The 15,538-nt window shown below is 57.1% G+C and carries 15 protein-coding genes and 1 tRNA gene; 4 read left to right on the forward strand and 12 right to left on the reverse strand.

Annotation, left to right across the window (positions count from 1 at the left end; genetic code table 11):
- Positions 1–32: 32 nt before the first annotated feature.
- Both LARV_RS01195 and LARV_RS01200 read right to left on the reverse strand, forming a co-directional pair.
- Positions 33–1,274, reverse strand: coding sequence for a mannosyltransferase family protein (locus tag LARV_RS01195; protein ID WP_075071916.1), 1,242 nt, complete (start codon positions 1,272–1,274; stop codon positions 33–35).
- A gap of 207 nt (positions 1,275–1,481) precedes the next feature.
- Positions 1,482–1,856, reverse strand: coding sequence for a hypothetical protein (locus tag LARV_RS01200; RefSeq protein WP_075071917.1), 375 nt, complete (start codon positions 1,854–1,856; stop codon positions 1,482–1,484).
- A 328-nt stretch (positions 1,857–2,184) separates the two neighbouring features.
- Here LARV_RS01200 and LARV_RS01205 point away from each other — a divergent pair, with 328 nt between their 5' ends.
- The gene (locus LARV_RS01205; RefSeq protein WP_075071918.1) at positions 2,185–2,985 is read left to right on the forward strand and encodes a 2-oxo acid dehydrogenase subunit E2; all 801 of its coding nucleotides are present in this window, start codon (positions 2,185–2,187) and stop codon (positions 2,983–2,985) included.
- 6 nt (positions 2,986–2,991) lie between these two features.
- On the opposite strand, the gene LARV_RS01210 is transcribed toward LARV_RS01205, so the two are convergent.
- The 6 genes from LARV_RS01210 to LARV_RS01235 all read right to left on the reverse strand — a co-directional run bounded on the left by LARV_RS01210 (position 2,992) and on the right by LARV_RS01235 (position 8,644).
- Entirely contained in the window at positions 2,992–3,702 is a 711-nt protein-coding gene (locus tag LARV_RS01210) for a methyltransferase family protein (RefSeq protein WP_075075065.1), read from the reverse strand.
- Between the two features lie 234 nt (positions 3,703–3,936).
- Complete coding sequence (locus tag LARV_RS01215; RefSeq protein WP_075071919.1) at positions 3,937–4,431, reverse strand: ferritin family protein; 495 nt, start codon at positions 4,429–4,431, stop codon at positions 3,937–3,939.
- A 209-nt stretch (positions 4,432–4,640) separates the two neighbouring features.
- Positions 4,641–5,150, reverse strand: coding sequence for a DUF7000 family protein (locus LARV_RS01220; RefSeq protein WP_075071920.1), 510 nt, complete (start codon positions 5,148–5,150; stop codon positions 4,641–4,643).
- A 167-nt stretch (positions 5,151–5,317) separates the two neighbouring features.
- Positions 5,318–6,436 (reverse strand): aminotransferase class I/II-fold pyridoxal phosphate-dependent enzyme, encoded by a 1,119-nt coding sequence (locus LARV_RS01225; RefSeq protein ID WP_075071921.1) that lies wholly within the window; start codon positions 6,434–6,436, stop codon positions 5,318–5,320.
- Between the two features lie 348 nt (positions 6,437–6,784).
- Positions 6,785–6,857, reverse strand: a tRNA-Asn gene (locus LARV_RS01230).
- Between the two features lie 35 nt (positions 6,858–6,892).
- Positions 6,893–8,644, reverse strand: a complete 1,752-nt coding sequence (locus LARV_RS01235) for a hypothetical protein (protein ID WP_152031649.1) — start codon at positions 8,642–8,644, stop codon at positions 6,893–6,895.
- A 200-nt stretch (positions 8,645–8,844) separates the two neighbouring features.
- Here LARV_RS01235 and LARV_RS01240 point away from each other — a divergent pair, with 200 nt between their 5' ends.
- Entirely contained in the window at positions 8,845–9,018 is a 174-nt protein-coding gene (locus tag LARV_RS01240; RefSeq protein ID WP_075071923.1) for an indolepyruvate ferredoxin oxidoreductase subunit alpha, read from the forward strand.
- 147 nt (positions 9,019–9,165) lie between these two features.
- Positions 9,166–9,630: a hypothetical protein gene (locus tag LARV_RS01245; protein ID WP_075071924.1), complete on the forward strand. Its 465-nt coding sequence runs from the start codon at positions 9,166–9,168 to the stop codon at positions 9,628–9,630.
- A 25-nt stretch (positions 9,631–9,655) separates the two neighbouring features.
- Here the strand turns inward: LARV_RS01245 and LARV_RS01250 are convergent, their stop codons facing one another.
- On the reverse strand, positions 9,656–10,639 hold the full coding sequence (locus LARV_RS01250) for a M50 family metallopeptidase (protein WP_075071925.1): 984 nt from the start codon (positions 10,637–10,639) through the stop codon (positions 9,656–9,658).
- 110 nt (positions 10,640–10,749) lie between these two features.
- On the reverse strand, positions 10,750–12,063 hold the full coding sequence (locus LARV_RS01255) for a glutaredoxin domain-containing protein (protein ID WP_075071926.1): 1,314 nt from the start codon (positions 12,061–12,063) through the stop codon (positions 10,750–10,752).
- 257 nt (positions 12,064–12,320) lie between these two features.
- On the opposite strand from LARV_RS01255, the gene LARV_RS01260 reads away from it, so the two are divergent.
- On the forward strand, positions 12,321–13,079 hold the full coding sequence (locus LARV_RS01260; protein WP_075071927.1) for an alpha/beta hydrolase: 759 nt from the start codon (positions 12,321–12,323) through the stop codon (positions 13,077–13,079).
- A gap of 54 nt (positions 13,080–13,133) precedes the next feature.
- Here the strand turns inward: LARV_RS01260 and LARV_RS01265 are convergent, their stop codons facing one another.
- Positions 13,134–14,579 carry a hypothetical protein gene (locus LARV_RS01265; protein ID WP_075071928.1) on the reverse strand — a complete coding sequence of 482 codons (1,446 nt, stop codon included), beginning with the start codon at positions 14,577–14,579 and terminating at the stop codon, positions 13,134–13,136.
- 5 nt (positions 14,580–14,584) lie between these two features.
- On the reverse strand, positions 14,585–15,538 hold a 954-nt coding region (locus LARV_RS01270), incomplete at its 5' end, for a C39 family peptidase (protein ID WP_075071929.1).

Here is a 15,538-nt window from a genome sequence, read left to right on the forward strand (position 1 = left end):
GCGAAATGGGCTGCCCGACCCGTTTGAAGGATTTATCCCGCAAAAAGCCAGTGCGAAAAGAGCACCAGCAGGTACGCCTGCAGGGGCAGGGATATTCCCAGGATCAGACGATCCACCCAGGGACGTTTGCCCCACACGGCCAACAACAGGGTACAGGGGATCAATCCCAACGCGAAACGGCGCATCGATACTGGATTGCTGCTCACCAGCGGCATCAACAGCGCCAGAAAAGTATACCAACCAAAAGAGGGGCGAAATTTCAGAAAAACGATCACCACGAGGGGAATCAAAATCACCAGTGCGAAGGTATCCATCAAATAATAGATGCTGCCGACCTGACCCGAGAGGATGTTTCCACTCGGTTTGTGCATGGCAATGATATTCTGAACCAGTTGGATAAACCAGTCCAAATTGATTTTTCGGTTCCAATCGGTTTCGGCATGTAAAAAGGCAAACGGCGTCCCAAATTTCTGGTACAGAAAAACCATATAGGCGATCAACCCTGAAGTCGAAAATAAACAAGCCAGAATGCCTTTCCGGGCTTTGGGTAATTGCTTAAGGTCCATTAACAGCAGAGCCGCCTGTGCCCGCAACCTCCAGGGTTTGGGGATGAATCGGATATCCTGCTGCCATAAAGCTTCGAAGAAGATAAAAACGGTGACAAGGATACCCGGCAATCGTGTCGCCGAAGCCAGCGCGCCGGCGAGTGCAGCCGGGATCCATTTCCCGTTTCGGGCGTAGTAAAAGCAGGCCACCACAAACAGGACGAAGATGCTCTCGGAATAGACCGTGGAGAAAAAGAATGCTGCCGGCGCTGCCGCAAGGTAAAAAACGGCCCGTCCGGCGGTCTCGGAATCGAATTCTTGCCTGGCGAGCGCGTAGAAATAGAACAGGGCAATCAAAAACGCGCCATTCGAAATCCACAGGCCCGAGGTCCAAATGTTCCCGGTAACGAGAGAAGCCAACCGGATAAGAAGCGGATAGAGCGGAAAGAAGGCTGTGGATTTGAGATCATACCCAAAGCGGGCGATCCCAAGATACCAGCCGGTGTCCCAGCGCAGCAGCCCGTCCGCGATCAGGTTGCGCGGGTTGTAGCGCCAGAATTTCTCGGCACTCGGGACGGATAACTGGGCCATCGAAAAATAAGTGATGACCAGCACCATCAGGCGGGTTACGCCGAAAGCAATCAGCACTGCCGCCACGCATCTCCAATCGATTTTTCGGATCCATTTTTTGATGAAAACCAGCAGATTATTGCCAAAGGTTCGGATCATCCATTTTTCCATTCAGTGGATTTTACGCTGCGGGCTAGGCAGAATCAGCGCCCGTATTGTTTTACCATAGCCTAGCCAAAACCCGGGGCAAACCCTGGAACGAAATTTTCCAGGCTGCGTCGCCGCTACCGGCGCGAGCGTCGCCCCCATCTACCAGTCACGCCGGGCAGCGCTTTGCCGGGCGCGCAGGCCGCTGGGTTACCCGCGTCAGGATTGAGTCGAACTCTTTTTCGAACTGCCCGATTCGATCTCCAGGTGAAAACGGTGCAGGAATCGGTGGAAGATCGGCGCGAACAGCACACCTGCAACCAGGAGGAAAACCAGGCCGGAGTAGAGGGCGTAGAATCCCGCAAAGAGCTTGCCGGCGGTAGTTCGTAACGGATTGACCGGCCCCATCCCGCCGAGGATCATGGCCGCGTTGACGAAGGCATCGATCCAGGACAAACCCTCGAAAACATGATAACCGGCCATGCCAATGGCAATAGACCCGAGGATGATCAGGAAGGCAATCGAGCTGAAACGGGCCAACCGTCGAAGATAGGCAGATCGCGGAAGCAGGGGCTGTCGATGATGCTCAAACATCGGATTCCAGACCTTTCCAGTAGAGCCAGGCCGGCGGATCGCGCGCATCCCTGGATGACTCCACATAAGGATTTTGTAGCATAAATATGAGGAAATGTACATCCTGTCCAAATCGCAACTTTCCGACTGAGCCGTTTCTTGCCGGTTGGCGGAAGCCCATAAAACAGGTTGTGATTTTGTAAACCCTGCAAACTGGTAAAACCTGTGCAACGGAATAGAATAAATCAAGAGACCCTATGAAAAAAAGGGGCCGTTCACCCCTGTCGTTCCCCTGATCCACATTTTGAAAAGGCCCGCCCCCGCCGGAGGAAGGATTGGAGATAACCCCATGACTGGAAAACATTTCCACGAAATCCTCTATCCATCCAGTCGCCAGTTGACCTTCGACATGGGCAAGATCGGCCTGGGGAAGCACCACGTCAAGGCGCTGCTCGAAGTCGACGTCACGGACGCCTGGACGGCAGTCCGGGAAAGCCGGCGTACCAGCCGCAAGATTTCGTTCACGGCCTGGCTGTTGAAGGTCATCGCCGACTGCGCAGCCCATCACCCGCCGGTGGCCGGGCTCAACCAGGCGGCCCGGGGCCGGGTGGTGGTCTTTGACGACATCGACCTCTCGATCGTGGTCGAAAAAGAAGTCAACGGCGCACTGGTGCCGCTGCCGTATGTGATCCGCAAGGCAGACCAGAAAACGATCTTCCAGATTCAGGACGAAATCGAAGCCGCCAAAGGCCAGCCCATCCAGGGGGAAAAGAACTATGTGCTGGGTGATGAGGGCGGCCCAACCTACCTGAAATGGTTTACCCGCCTGCCGCAGTGGCTGCGCCTGATCCTGTTTCGCATCTACCTCAGCGACCCGCAGCGCGTCAAGAACGCCATGGGCACCATCATGGTCACCACCGTGGGCATGCTGGGCCACACCCGGGGCTGGATCATGCCCACCAGCATCCACCCGTTGTGCCTGGCATTCGGATCGCTCAACGAGCAGCCCGCCGTGCGCGGCGGCGAGATCCAGAAGCGCAGCATCCTGCACCTGACCGTGCTGATCGACCATGACGTGACCGACGGCATGCCGGCCGCGCGCTTCGTGGACGACCTGGTGCGAAAAATGGAAAGCGGTTTTGGGTTGTGAGAGATCTTACCAGATGCCCGGCAGCAGCCGGTAAGGGACCTGCGCCGAATACTCTTGATACCCAGGCAGTCTGGCGCGCAGGGTACGGTCTTCCAGCGCGGTGCGGATCACGAACAGGATCACCACTAACCCGGCGGGGATCAGCGCCCACAGCGAACCCAGCAGCAGCGGCGTGACCGAATAATATAAGATCATGCCGACGTAACCCGGATGGCGCACATATTGATAGGGTCCACTGCTGCATACGGTATGTCCCCGGTCGAACTGCATGCGCACGTCCGTGGAGAAAAAGCGGTTGACGGACATGGCCCAGATCTCCAGGCCGCAGCCCAGGAGAAAGAGGAGCACCCCAACCAGGTGCCAGGCCAGCCCGTAGCCTGCCGTCCAGCGCCAGCGGAAATCCAATCCGGCGACCAGATACAGGCTCAGGAAGGTTGCCAGGAGCAGCCGGGTCAGCGTTCGATCCCACGCCTCAGTGTTCTCCTTCCGGCTGCCGCGCTCGGCCAGCACCTCGAGCGGCATGAAAAACGCCCCGCAGAGCTGGATCAGCGCCATGAGGACCACATACACCCAGGCAAATGGCCAGTCGGCGCTGCCGGCCGACAGGAAGAGCAGCAGGGCGATCAGGCTGTCGAAGAACAGCATATAACCGACGCGGCGGAAGACGTTGCGCCGGGTTTGCGGCGGAAGACTGGCAAGCTCTTTGAACCTAAACATGGTTTCATCCGGCTTGGAGAAAGGGATCGACAAATTCAGTATAGGCCGTTTGGAAAAAAACAAACGAAATTCCAGCGGCACTCATCCTTCAGCATTCATCCTTCTGCAATCCGGTCCTTTTGTTGTTACGGGTGTGGCAAAGCATACATCGCCATGATTAAAAGATCGGAGCTGCTCTGGCGGATATTCCGATCCGGTTGGGCAGCTCCTTCGGGTGCTCAGGCTCTGATCGAGCTACAGGCGCAACGTCTTCAACTTGCTTTCCATGCGCCGGCTCATGACCTGCCGCAGGTGATCCTTCTCTTCCTTGAGAATGACGCTGAAATCCTCCGGCTGCAGCATCGGGTACAGGGCGGTCAATTCCTGGACGAATAGGACAGAATCGCGCTCGGAACGCTCTGCCAGATCGTAAATCTGATCCTTGTTGGTGTACTTTGCCGCTTGCTCCCGCAGTTTATCGGCGTCTTTCAGCATGTTATTCCCGATCAAGAGTTTCAGGTACTCCTCCTGATCGTCTGCGACGTCGACCGTCAGCCCCTTGCTGTCTGCGAATTTCTTAAGCAAGGCTGTGTAGATGGAATAGTGGCGATCTTCATCCTTGGCCAAACTCTCGAAGAATTTGGCGCCTAATTTGGAGTCGCTCGCAAACTGGCGGTACAGCGCCCCAACCGCTTTCTCGTTCGCCGCCATCATCTCGAAGAATTCAGTACCATCGTATTGCTTGCCCATTGGATCCCTCCAGTCGGTGGATACTCATTGAGTGTATCGTATGCTGATATTATTTATTTATATTACACACATGATAAACAAATAACAAGCATGATCCATTTGGCGCTGTTCGTCCGATAGGATGATCAGCGTCAAAGTGGGCGTAAAACCGCGCCTGAAATGCCTATCCACCCAACGGTGTGCCCAAAGGTGGCGAGGATTCGAACCGCTCAGTCACCTTCGTTCTTGATCTGCGCTAAGAAATCCTCGATATCCGCGATAAATTTCAGCGTCCCTGCCTCGATTTGTTGGGTTAAGGCAGCCAGATCGGTGAAATCCGGATTATCGACCAAAACGAACTCCAGGATCGAATCCGCGCCCTGCGGGGTGGATACGAGACGATATTGCTTCCAGCCGCTTTCCTTGAACAATTTCCAGTATTGGGTTTGGACCTGTTTATTCACCGCCGCCAGCCAGACCTCAAAGCGAAAGGCTTCGTGCAGAAAGACGATCGCGATTTTTAATTTTCGATCTTTCAAAGGCTGCGGAAGGATGGAAAAATAAGTCATGTCCATGTAGCCGAAATAAATGCTGCCGGGCACGGAAAAGTCGGGATGGCTATTTTGGAAATGCGTGCGCAGCTCCAGGATGTATTCCATAAGGCCTTTATAAGCCTTGCTGATCACACCCTTCTCGAGTTGTTTGCGATATTCATTCATGGACTCGTGGAATGATTCCATCGTATCCCCTCTCGGTATTACATGACGTATCTACAGCCATTTTATAGTAGATCGCGATCGATAGGGTCGATGGAGTGAAATCGGGTTTCGCATCGCGGAAAACGGCCGCCGGTTGGCGGCGTATGCCAGAACAAAACGCCGCCGTGAATATCGGATGGGGGCCGCTCTCACTTCGGATTGAATTGGAGATACGCCTCCAGCTTTTCAAGCGCTTCCGGCAGGTTCTCGCGGCCGAAGCCCAACCGAAAATGATGGCTGTCGAAGTCGTAGACTGTGGAAGGCAAAAGCATGATATTGGCTTCCCGGACCACCTGCTGGCAAAAGTCCAGCGCGTCGCGATCCTCTTTCAGCCTGGGGAAAGCAATCGTCCCGGCCCGGGGTCTCACCCATTCGAAACGATCCGCATGGTCTTCGAAGAATCGATCCAACAGGCCGAGGTTCCGCTGAATGCGGGCCCGGTGCGTGGCGATGATCTTCTCCCGTGAGCGCAGGACGATCAGCGACAGGATTTCGCTCGGGGCGCTGCTGCAGATGGTGGTGTAGTCCTTGAAAGCCGCCATTCTAGCGAACCAATCCGCATCCCGAGTGACGACCCAGCCAATCCGGACGCCGGCCATCCCGAAGGTCTTGGACATGCCGAAAAGCGAAACCGCCCTGTCATAGACCTCGCAGGCCGAGGGCAGCCGATCTTGGTGATCATATTCCAGAAAACGGTACATTTCGTCTGAGAACAGATACAGATGATGCTTTTGGGCAAGATCGACGATCCGCTGGAAATCTCCCTTGGGCGGTAAATAACCGGTCGGGTTGTGCGGAAAATTCACGATCATGAGTTTGGTGTTGGGTTGGATGTGCTCTTCAAGGAAGTCAGGATCGAAGCGCCAGCCGTTTTCCTCCTCGGGTTTCCACAGCGTGACCTCGCAGCCAATGCCCGCGGCGATTTCATACAGGGATTGGTAGCCCGGGAAGGTGCAGATGACGTGGTCGCCCCGATCCAGGATGGCGTTCAGGGCGATAAAAATGCCCTCTTCCGGCGCGACGACCAGGCAGTCCCGGGCGCTGATGCCGGTATAGATGTGGGCGATTTCTTCGCGCAACAACGGGTGCCCCAACGACTCGGTATATCCCAACGCCAGGTTGTCCCACAGTTCTTTCGTCTCCGGGTCTGCCAGGGCGAGGATGTCCTTTTGGGGGATGCCGTCGCAGTCCGAGCTGGACAGCAGGTATTGGACGGAGAATTCGTATTGGGCGAAATAGCGTTCCAGTTTGAAGGGGGATAGTTTCATCGGGTTTCGCGCTCCATTCCGGTAAAGGGTAATAAATTCAAACGGTAAAACGTGTTTGCATATTCGAGTATATACCGGAGTGAGATGGATTTGAAGGAAAGTGCCCTGGCGTAGGTTGGGTTGAGGGGTGGGAAAATCCAGATCCAGGTGAGTCATAGCACACCCCGAAACCCAACGTTCAGGATTGAATGTTGGGTTTCGCCAACGCCTGAATGGTCGCATTGATCGCCCGCAAACCTGATCCGTTTTCGAGGTTCAACCCAACCTACGTGTGACGCCGTTAATGTAAAAACCGCCTTTCCGGCGGTTCAATCAGAAATCAGCAATCGAAAATCAGAAATAAAAAGGCTCCTCGTCGAGGACTCGAACCTCGAACCTAGCGGTTAACAGCCGCCCGCTCTGCCGATTGAGCTAACGAGGAAAGCGTCTGTTATTATATGCCAATCGCCCGTCTTGTCAAGGTGAGGGCTGGGTAAAAATCCCCAGCTCCACGTAGTCCCACCAGGATTGCTGCTGGGCATAGAACCAGATCATGACGTCGTTGGCGCGTGGATTGGCAACGGCCGGTTGGCAGCAGGCGCCGTGATAGACCGCGTCGAACTGGGCCGGCCAGGTGGAACCGTCGTAGAAAATGCCGGTCTTGCCGTTCTGGACGAAGAAGAAGAACGGCTTGCCCTCCAGCAGACTGAAATTGAAGATCTCCTGGAAGCCGGCTTTCTGGTTATAGAGTTCGCCTTCCACCACCAGCGCCCCGTTCGCCTCCAGCACCCAGCGCCCGGCCCAGTTCCACACGCCGTAGATCCGGGAAGGTCCTCCCCGCGGCAACATGGCGTAGCGGTAGACCTCCTGGCCGTCCACCTTGATCACGGCGTCGATGTGGGTCGTCGAACGGGTATCCTCCTCAACTGTGATGACGCGCCCAGCCGAAGTGGCGCTGGTGGGCAGTTCCTCCGCCGAGGCTGTGCGTAAGCTGGCGCGCTTTTCCAAAACCGAGGCCGGGATGCGGCCCGCGAATTCGGAATTCCCGGGCCAGTCCAGACTGATCGGAGCGATCGGGTAGTTTTCCATGGTCAGCGGCCCCAATTGGGTGACCGCGGGTTCGATCTGGGTTGGGATGCTGGCCGGGTCGGGTGTCGCCAGCGGAATCGCCGTAGACGTCAGAATCACGTGCGGCAGATCAAGCGAAAAAGCGATCATTTCCGCGTGCGGCGGATCCAGCGTCAGGCGCAGGAAAGCCGCCTGCCCGGGTTGCGTGGGATCCGGCAGCAACAGCGTGGCCAGCGCATCGGCGGGGGCATTCGCGCCGGGCAGGATCAGGCACGGGTCGTCCTCGACGTCCAGGCTGTTCCACTGCTGGGGAATACTGCGCAGCGTGGGCTGGGCACCGTAGCGTTCGGGATGCAGGTTGGCCTCCATTTCACAGGCCTGGTCAAGGCGCGCTCCAAAACCACGGTACGTCTCAAGGCGCGCAAAGCCGTTATCGCCGTCGAAAACGACGTCGCCAGTTTGCTGCCATTCGCGCGGCACGGCGAAGGAAAACTGATAGGTCGAACTGGTGTACGAAAGCCAGGTTTGGGGCGCGCGGTGCTGGTACGTGAAGTTCGCGGTATCCCCAGCTTGAAGCGATTCGGCCATCCACAGCAGCAGGTCGTCGCTCACTGCCCCCGGCCAACCCGCTCCTGCCAGGCGCAGGTCATACGCCAATCCGTTTTCCTGCCAAAACAGGCCCGGTTCACCCGGCCGGGTCGCGTAGAAATAGGCGCTCGAACCGCGCACACTGGTCGGGCGGATATTGTCGGCGGTCGGCAGCTCGAGCACTCGAAACCAGCCTTCCAGGTCGAGCTGCAGGTTGGATTGGGTGAATCCGAGCTCGCGCGCATCGCCTGAATTGAGATCCGCGGCGTGGTAAGTCATTTCCACGCTTTGCGAACCATCGGCGAAGGTCTTCACATTCGCGCTGTCGCCGTCCGTCAGGCCGGCCGGAACGAAAGTCAGCCCGAGCAGCGAAAAGCTCACCTGGGCCTGCAATTCATTCGGCGGCAGCTCGAACTCCTGTTGTTGAACCGGCGTGGCGACGGCCATTTCGGCGCCGGGAGACGGCATCTGGGTAACAGGTTGGGTTGCCTGGAGCGTAGGTACAGCCGGGGATACGCTGCACGCTGCCAGCAGCAGAATCCCCACAATTGCCATCATGAGTCTGGGATGCATGCCTTGATTATAGTGCAGGCGCTCGAGTCATCCCTATTATTAATCCGTCAAATCAGTAAAATCCTTGATTGAGTCCATGACATTTACCTGTAAAATTTATGACATTCGCAATGCAAACTATTGTTGACAGATTCTGTCTGATTGTGCTATTCTTTCGACCATATACAGCTCCTACAAGTCTCAGGAAAGGACTTTCTACCATGGCTTATCAGATCGACTCGAATGAATGCATCGCTTGCGGCGCTTGCGAAGCCGAATGCCCCGAAGGCGCGATTTCCGAACAGGGTGGCGTATACGTGATCGACGCGACCAAGTGCCAGGATTGCGGCAGCTGCGCGGATGTTTGCCCGGTGGGCGCGCCCAGCAAGAAATAATCTCAAGCAATTCTTTTATTACACGCAAAAAAGCAGCCTGATCGAACAGGCTGCTTTTTTGCGTCCCGGGCATGAGTTTGACAACCCCAACCTCAACGATATAATTCTTCGTATATCGAATTCATACTGATTTCAGAAAGAGGAGCCATGTTGCAAACCATCCTGATCACGCTGCACAACCTCACCCGCTGGCTGGTGCTGATCTTCGGAGCGCTGGCCGTGGCGCGCGCCTTTGCCGGCTGGCTGGGGAAGAAAGGCTGGCAAAAAGCTGACGACCGCGCCGGCATGCTCTTCACCGGCATGCTCGATCTGCAACTGCTCCTGGGCCTGGCGCTTTACTTCACCAGCCCTTTCATGCAGCCGATCTTCAGGGATTTCGGCGTCGCCATGGCTGGCACCAGCCTGCGCTTCTTCGGCGTCGTGCACGCCGGAGGCATGCTGCTGGCCATTCTCATCGCGCACGCGGCCCGGTCGCTTTCCCGAAAGGCCGCCAGCGACCCACTCAAACACCAGCGGAGCGCTATCGGCTTTGGGTTGGCGCTGCTGATCGTCGCAATCCTCATTCCCTGGATGCGGCCGCTGCTGCAGTTCTTCGGACTGCTGACCGTCTAGAAGATCCGAGGCGCTGCGCTAGGCTTTACGGTTTGACGTAAACCAGAATCTTTCCCCGCGCGGGCGATCCTGTGAGCACCACCGCGTAGCGCCCGGCGGGCAGCTCTCCCCAGGCCGGATTGGAGCGGTCTTCGACGGTCGAATAGCCTTCGCCGTGCAGGATGGGGAAGCTCCAGTTTTCAGGCCCGGTGATCGATACATCCAGATAATCGGTGCGCACGTTGCGCGCCAGCACCAGCAACCCCAGCGGCCCGGCCTCGGTCTGGTCGAAGGCGTACAGCGTCACGCCCGCCCGGTCGGCCTGAGCCAGATCGAATTCAGCCGCCAGCCGGTATCCCGCGGGGATCACGGCCGTCTGGGCGTCGCGGTTGATCCACAGCAGACTGCCCGCCAGAACGGCGGCCAGCAGCGCCATCCCGGCCAACGTGCGCCGGACGGTCGGATTGGCCATGGGGGATTCAGGCTGGCGCGACCAGTTGTGAATAGCAGACACCTGTCCCCAGCCGGCGACGATCAACGCAATCCCGCCCGCCACCAGCGCGGCGAAAACCAGGGCCACCAAAATCGGCGGTAGCCCGGAGAAAATCACAAAGCTGATGACATCATCCGCGGGGCGTTCCCCGCTCAAATAGACCAGCGGCAGCACGACCCAGGGTAGCGTCGAACCCAGGACGCTCACCCCGCCGATCCAGCGAACCGCGATCAGCAGCAGATTGCGCCCGCTGCGGGTGATCCCCAGGAAGATCAAATAGACCAGCACCGGCAGCGCCCACCCCGAAACCGAGATCAGCGCCTGCTGGGCGTTGGTAAAGGTCCCATCCAAAACGGCATGCGCCGAGAAGTTCAGGAAGTTCACGTCGATCAGGCCGACCGTCCCGCCCGAAAGCAGCGCCGCCAACGCGTGCCCGCCTTCATGCAGCGTGGTGTAGACAAAGGTTGTGAAGAACACGGTCAGCAGCAGCAAACCGCTGAACTGTAAAGATGCAGCAATCAGAGTCGACTTTTTCAAAATGATTCCTCGCCTGCAAGACTGGAACACCGCTCAAATGTGCCTATTATACAGGAAATAAAAATCCGGGCGTCTATATGCGCCCGGATGAATTTAATAATTTGGACAGATTAGTGGCGTTGACGTCTGGCAGCGCCTTTGCGATGACCGTCCTTCTCGGTTCCAATCCAGATGCCGAATGCGGGCAGGATTTTTCGATGCACCAGCAGCACCAGACCGGTGGCGGCAAAGGCAATGCCAAATACGATCAACGAGTCGCCCAGGTCGGTCATCCAGCGCGGGTTGACGATCATCACAATTGCCAGGGTGAGCATCAACATGCCGCCGATCAGCTTGATGATGCGGCCGTGCTTCTCTTCGATTTTGCTGGCTTTCAGCGAGAAAACCGCCGTGAAGAAGAAGACCATTTCATCCAGTTGGTAGATGAGCATATACACCAGCAGCAGCGCCACAAACAGGAGCGGCGTGACTTTTTGCGCCGTCAGCAGGTTGGTCCACAGCACCGGGAAGCCGGCCGTGCAGGAGAATTCCACCAGCGAGACGCCCGCCCCCAACACCACCGTGGCGCCGGCCAATCCCCAGAAGGATTCACTGGCGTCCATTATTTTGCGCATGCGCTGGTAGATGCCGGGTTTCTTGCTGTCGTCGATGGTGAACGAAAGACCCTCTTTGTACCAGAAATAGTCTTTGATGTTGACGATCGCGAAGAGAAGGGAAACCATGGCCACCGCCACCTGGATCCAGCCCAGGAAACTGACGATTTTCAGAACTGTGAACAGCCCGGTGATGAAAAGCATGTAAACGGCTGAGGTGACAGTCAGGAAAATCACGCCGATGATGAAAACTTTCTTGCGCGACCCGGTGTGCAGGGTGATCGCCAGCAGCATGGTCAACACCCACACCGAGCACGGGTTGACGCCGTCGACGAAGGAAATCAACAGCGTGCTCATGAACAGGGATTGATCCTTGAGGTTGACTTTGCCGATCAGCGGCACATTGATCGTATCCGCATTCGAAGTCTGACTGCCTCCACCCGCAACGGCGGCCTGGATGGTAGTCTCGATTTCCTGGCCGATTTCATCGCTGAATCCTACCCAGTATTTATCGCCAATGAAAATGGTGGGCACGCCGGTGGCTTCAAAGCCGTGTTCCTGCGCCATCTGCTGCATCATTTTCGCATTGTCTTCGTTATACCAGACCTCATAGAAATCCAAGGTGAGACTTGGATATTTCGCTTTTAACCCCTCCAGGAAGGGTTTCGCCTGCGCGCAGTGCGGGCAGCCGTCTCCCCAGAACATGGTCAAGACAACGGGTTGGTCCCCGGATTGAGCTTTGGCTAACGTGGTCCAGCCCAACCCCAGCAAGATGGCAGCCAGCAAAGCGAATGTCAACGTTCGCGACAGACGAGCTGTGGTTCCGTGCATCCTATCCTCCATGCGACAGGGTTCGATTATGCAGAAATGGAATCTCGAATATTTGGTAACAATAAACACACACGGGAACATTCTACCATTGACCCGCATTCCACCCTAGCTCCAGGGGCCAAATCCTCATCCTGGCTTAATCTGGATCCCTTTTCACACCGTATTTCGGTTGTGCAACCGGCTTGCCATTTACCCGACCCGGCGCTAAAGTAAATATAAACCGGGAAAGATTTCGCTTTTGAAAAAAGGGAGGTCGTATGAAAGAGTATCCCATTCAACCGGGAGCAGAGCCCTTCTATTTCGAAGGCAGTGATATCGGCGTGCTGGTGTCGCACGGCTTTACCGGCACAACCCAGAGCATGTTTTACCTGGGGCATTATCTGGCTGAAAAAGGCGGCTTTACCGTCATCGGTCCGCGCCTGAAAGGTCACGGCACCACGCCGGCCGACATGGCCGAGTCCACCGCTGAAGATTGGGTGCGTTCGGTGGAACACGCCATGGAAAAGCTGCAGACGCGCTGCCGGAAGATCTTCATCACCGGGCTTTCGATGGGCGGCACGCTGGCGCTGTACATGGCCGCCATGTACCCCGAGGTGTTCGCCGGAGCTGCGCCCATCAACGGCGCCGTCTTCCTCAAGAATCCGGGGCTGGCCAGCCTGGCCTATGGCCTGGGCCTGCCGGAAACCGTCCCCGGGGTGGGATCGGATATCAAGCAGCCCGGCATTGTCGAACTGGCTTATCCGGTGGTTCCGGTTCCGGCCGTGCGCCAGATCTACGCCCTGATGGGCGCAACCCAGGACCTGCTGCCAAGAATCGTTTGCCCCATGCTGGTGTTCCAATCTCGAGTCGATCACGTCGTTCACCCGAGTAACGCGCCCTTCATCTTCGAGAACGTTTCCTCCGCCGACAAGACGCTGGTCTGGCTGGAGGATTCCTACCACGTGGCCACGCTGGATAACGACAAGGAACTGATCGCCGGGGAATTGCTGAAGTTCATTCACCGGCTGGCAGGTTGATCCGGTCGGGTTAAAACAAAGCGGCCCCGGAGGGCCGCTTTGATCGGAGTGCCTTTATTGCGGGATCTGTCCGACCAGTGTATCGATGGTCTGGGCATCCGGCGCCACCACCCACAGCACCTGGCCGTTGGCTTCGCGTTCCACCAGAACCGCGCCGGTGTCGGTCGAAGACCACTCCAGGCGGTCCGATCCACTCTGCGAGGGTTTGCCCCAGCGGTCTTTGGCGTACTCCTGGAATGCCTGCCAGAATTCCTGGCTGTCGGCATCCGTATCCCATTTCGAGAGATAAACCAGGGCCACATCGCCATCCTTTGGGCCGGAATAAACCGCGTAGGTATCGCCGCCCCAACCTTCAGCCGCCTTCGACGCCTGATCCTGATTCAGCCGGTAGCTCTCAGCATTGCCGTAAGCCAGGATCAGGTAGGTGTACCATTCGCCGACGTTGTTGCGCTCGATTTCTTTCCAGTCCGCGCCCAATGCAGCGCTGAAATCGGGCAGGTCCACCTTTAGGGGCGCATCGTTCGGGTAGCGCTCGGGGTGCATGATCTGCTCGGTCGACACCGGCAGATTCTTGTACAGCTTATCCACCGCGGGGTAGCCTCCCTGCTGGTAGAAGCCGAGCACAAAATTCACACCCTTGTCGTATGGGAATAGAAAATCCTCTTTCAGGAAGTCCGGCGCGCTGTCATAAACCGGCGACTTGTAATTCCTATAATACTCATCGATCTGGTCGCGGTCCTTCTGGGTGGCGTCGTTATAGAGCCACAATTGCTCGCTCAACGTGGCGTCGCCCTCGATCAACGACTGCACCGCGGCGCAGTACTCGCTGTCCTTGCGGCAGGTCTCCTCGTCGGTCTTGAGGCCGTTCGTCAGGTCGTAAGCGCTGTCCTGCAGGGCGTGGGTGAATTCGTGCGCGTACGTCTCGCGCTCGGGACCGTTGAAACCCTGCCCTTGCACAACCACCATTTCATTGGTCTTGTCATCGTAATACCCGGCGATCTGCTCGCTGTACAGATTCGTGTACAGGGTTTTGATATCGAAGTCGCGCGGCAGGAGGCCAAAAACGTTCATCACCTTCTGATCGACAGCCATGTCCTCGGGGGTGTAATCCTTCAAGAATTCGTCGATCACGCGCTGGCGAAGTTGGTCGGGCGTCAGCAGTGTGCGTGTGATTTCACCGCTCAGGCTCAATCCGCGGTTGGCTTCGACCTGCTTTTCGATCGAATGCATCTCGTTCAGCACATCGGCGGGGATTTCAACCCCCGCTTCAGATGAAGCCTGCGGCGTTCCCGTTGACGGCTGACCAACCGGGGTGGATGCCGGCCCGGCGGGTATCTGCCCGGTGGGCGTCTGCCCGTTGGGCGTGGCCTGGGTTTCCACGGTCGAAACGGTCGAAGAAACGGGAACGAGGGAGAGGACGCCCACCACGGCCAGCACACTCAACACCAGGCAGGCGGCGATCACCAGCACGACGATCGATATCAGAACGCGTTTGCTCATAGGGTTCAGTTATTGTAGACGTAGTTGATGGCGTACTGCGCGTCTCCATAATTGGGATGCGCATCCAACGCCTTTTGGAAAGAAGCCAGAGCTTCTTCACGGTTGCCCTGCCGATAGAGCGCCCAGCCTTTCCACAGCAGGGCCTCTTCCGAGTTGGGCGTGATCTTGAGGGCGTAATCGGCCAGGGCAGATAAATCGTCGATGCGCCCCATGTTGAAGTAGGAAATGAAGGGGCCGAATTGGTAGCGCAGCATGCGTTTGGGCAGTCCCAGATCGCGCGCCTGGTCGTAAGCCGCCACCGATTCCTCATAGCGCTGGAAGTACATCAGATTGGTGCCCAGGTTGAACCAGGCAAAGGCGTTGGTCGGGTCGCTGACAGTGACCGCTTTCGCCTGATCGAGCGCGTACTGGCGGTTCGCGTCCACATCGAACTGCGCGCCCAACTGGTTGAGCACGTTGTTTTGCTTATCGGGCGGATAGATCAGGATGTAGACATGGTTGAAGGACTGCCAGTATTCTTCCGTGGTCGTGTAAGCAACGCGCCGGTTGGCACCCTTTTCCGAATCCTGGGTGATGAATTCCTGGGTCTTGTCATCGTACCCGGTCAATAACACGTAATGGCCGGCCCAGAAATCATCCTCGACGATGAAGGCCTTATCCAGCTTGAAGGATTCCTCGATCATCACCGGGATGCCGTCCGCCAAAAAGCGGCGCAGCAGATCCAGGTCGCCGCCCACACGAAACTCGGCGTACATGCCGGGGACGAAGTTGTCGACGTAGTACTTCAGCTCTTCCACGTTGACGTTGCGGTCGGCGCGAATGGGTTTGATCTGATCCGAGATTGTATACTGGTCGCCCTCCCAACCCCAGAAACGCAGCGCCATGGCCAGCGTGGCCGGCCCGCAGGCGTTCATGTCTTCGAGTTCGTTTTTGGGCGCCGGCAGCGTCACCTGCTCTGG

This window comes from Longilinea arvoryzae (assembly GCF_001050235.1).
In the GTDB taxonomy this organism is placed as follows: Bacteria; Chloroflexota; Anaerolineae; order Anaerolineales; family Anaerolineaceae; genus Longilinea; species Longilinea arvoryzae.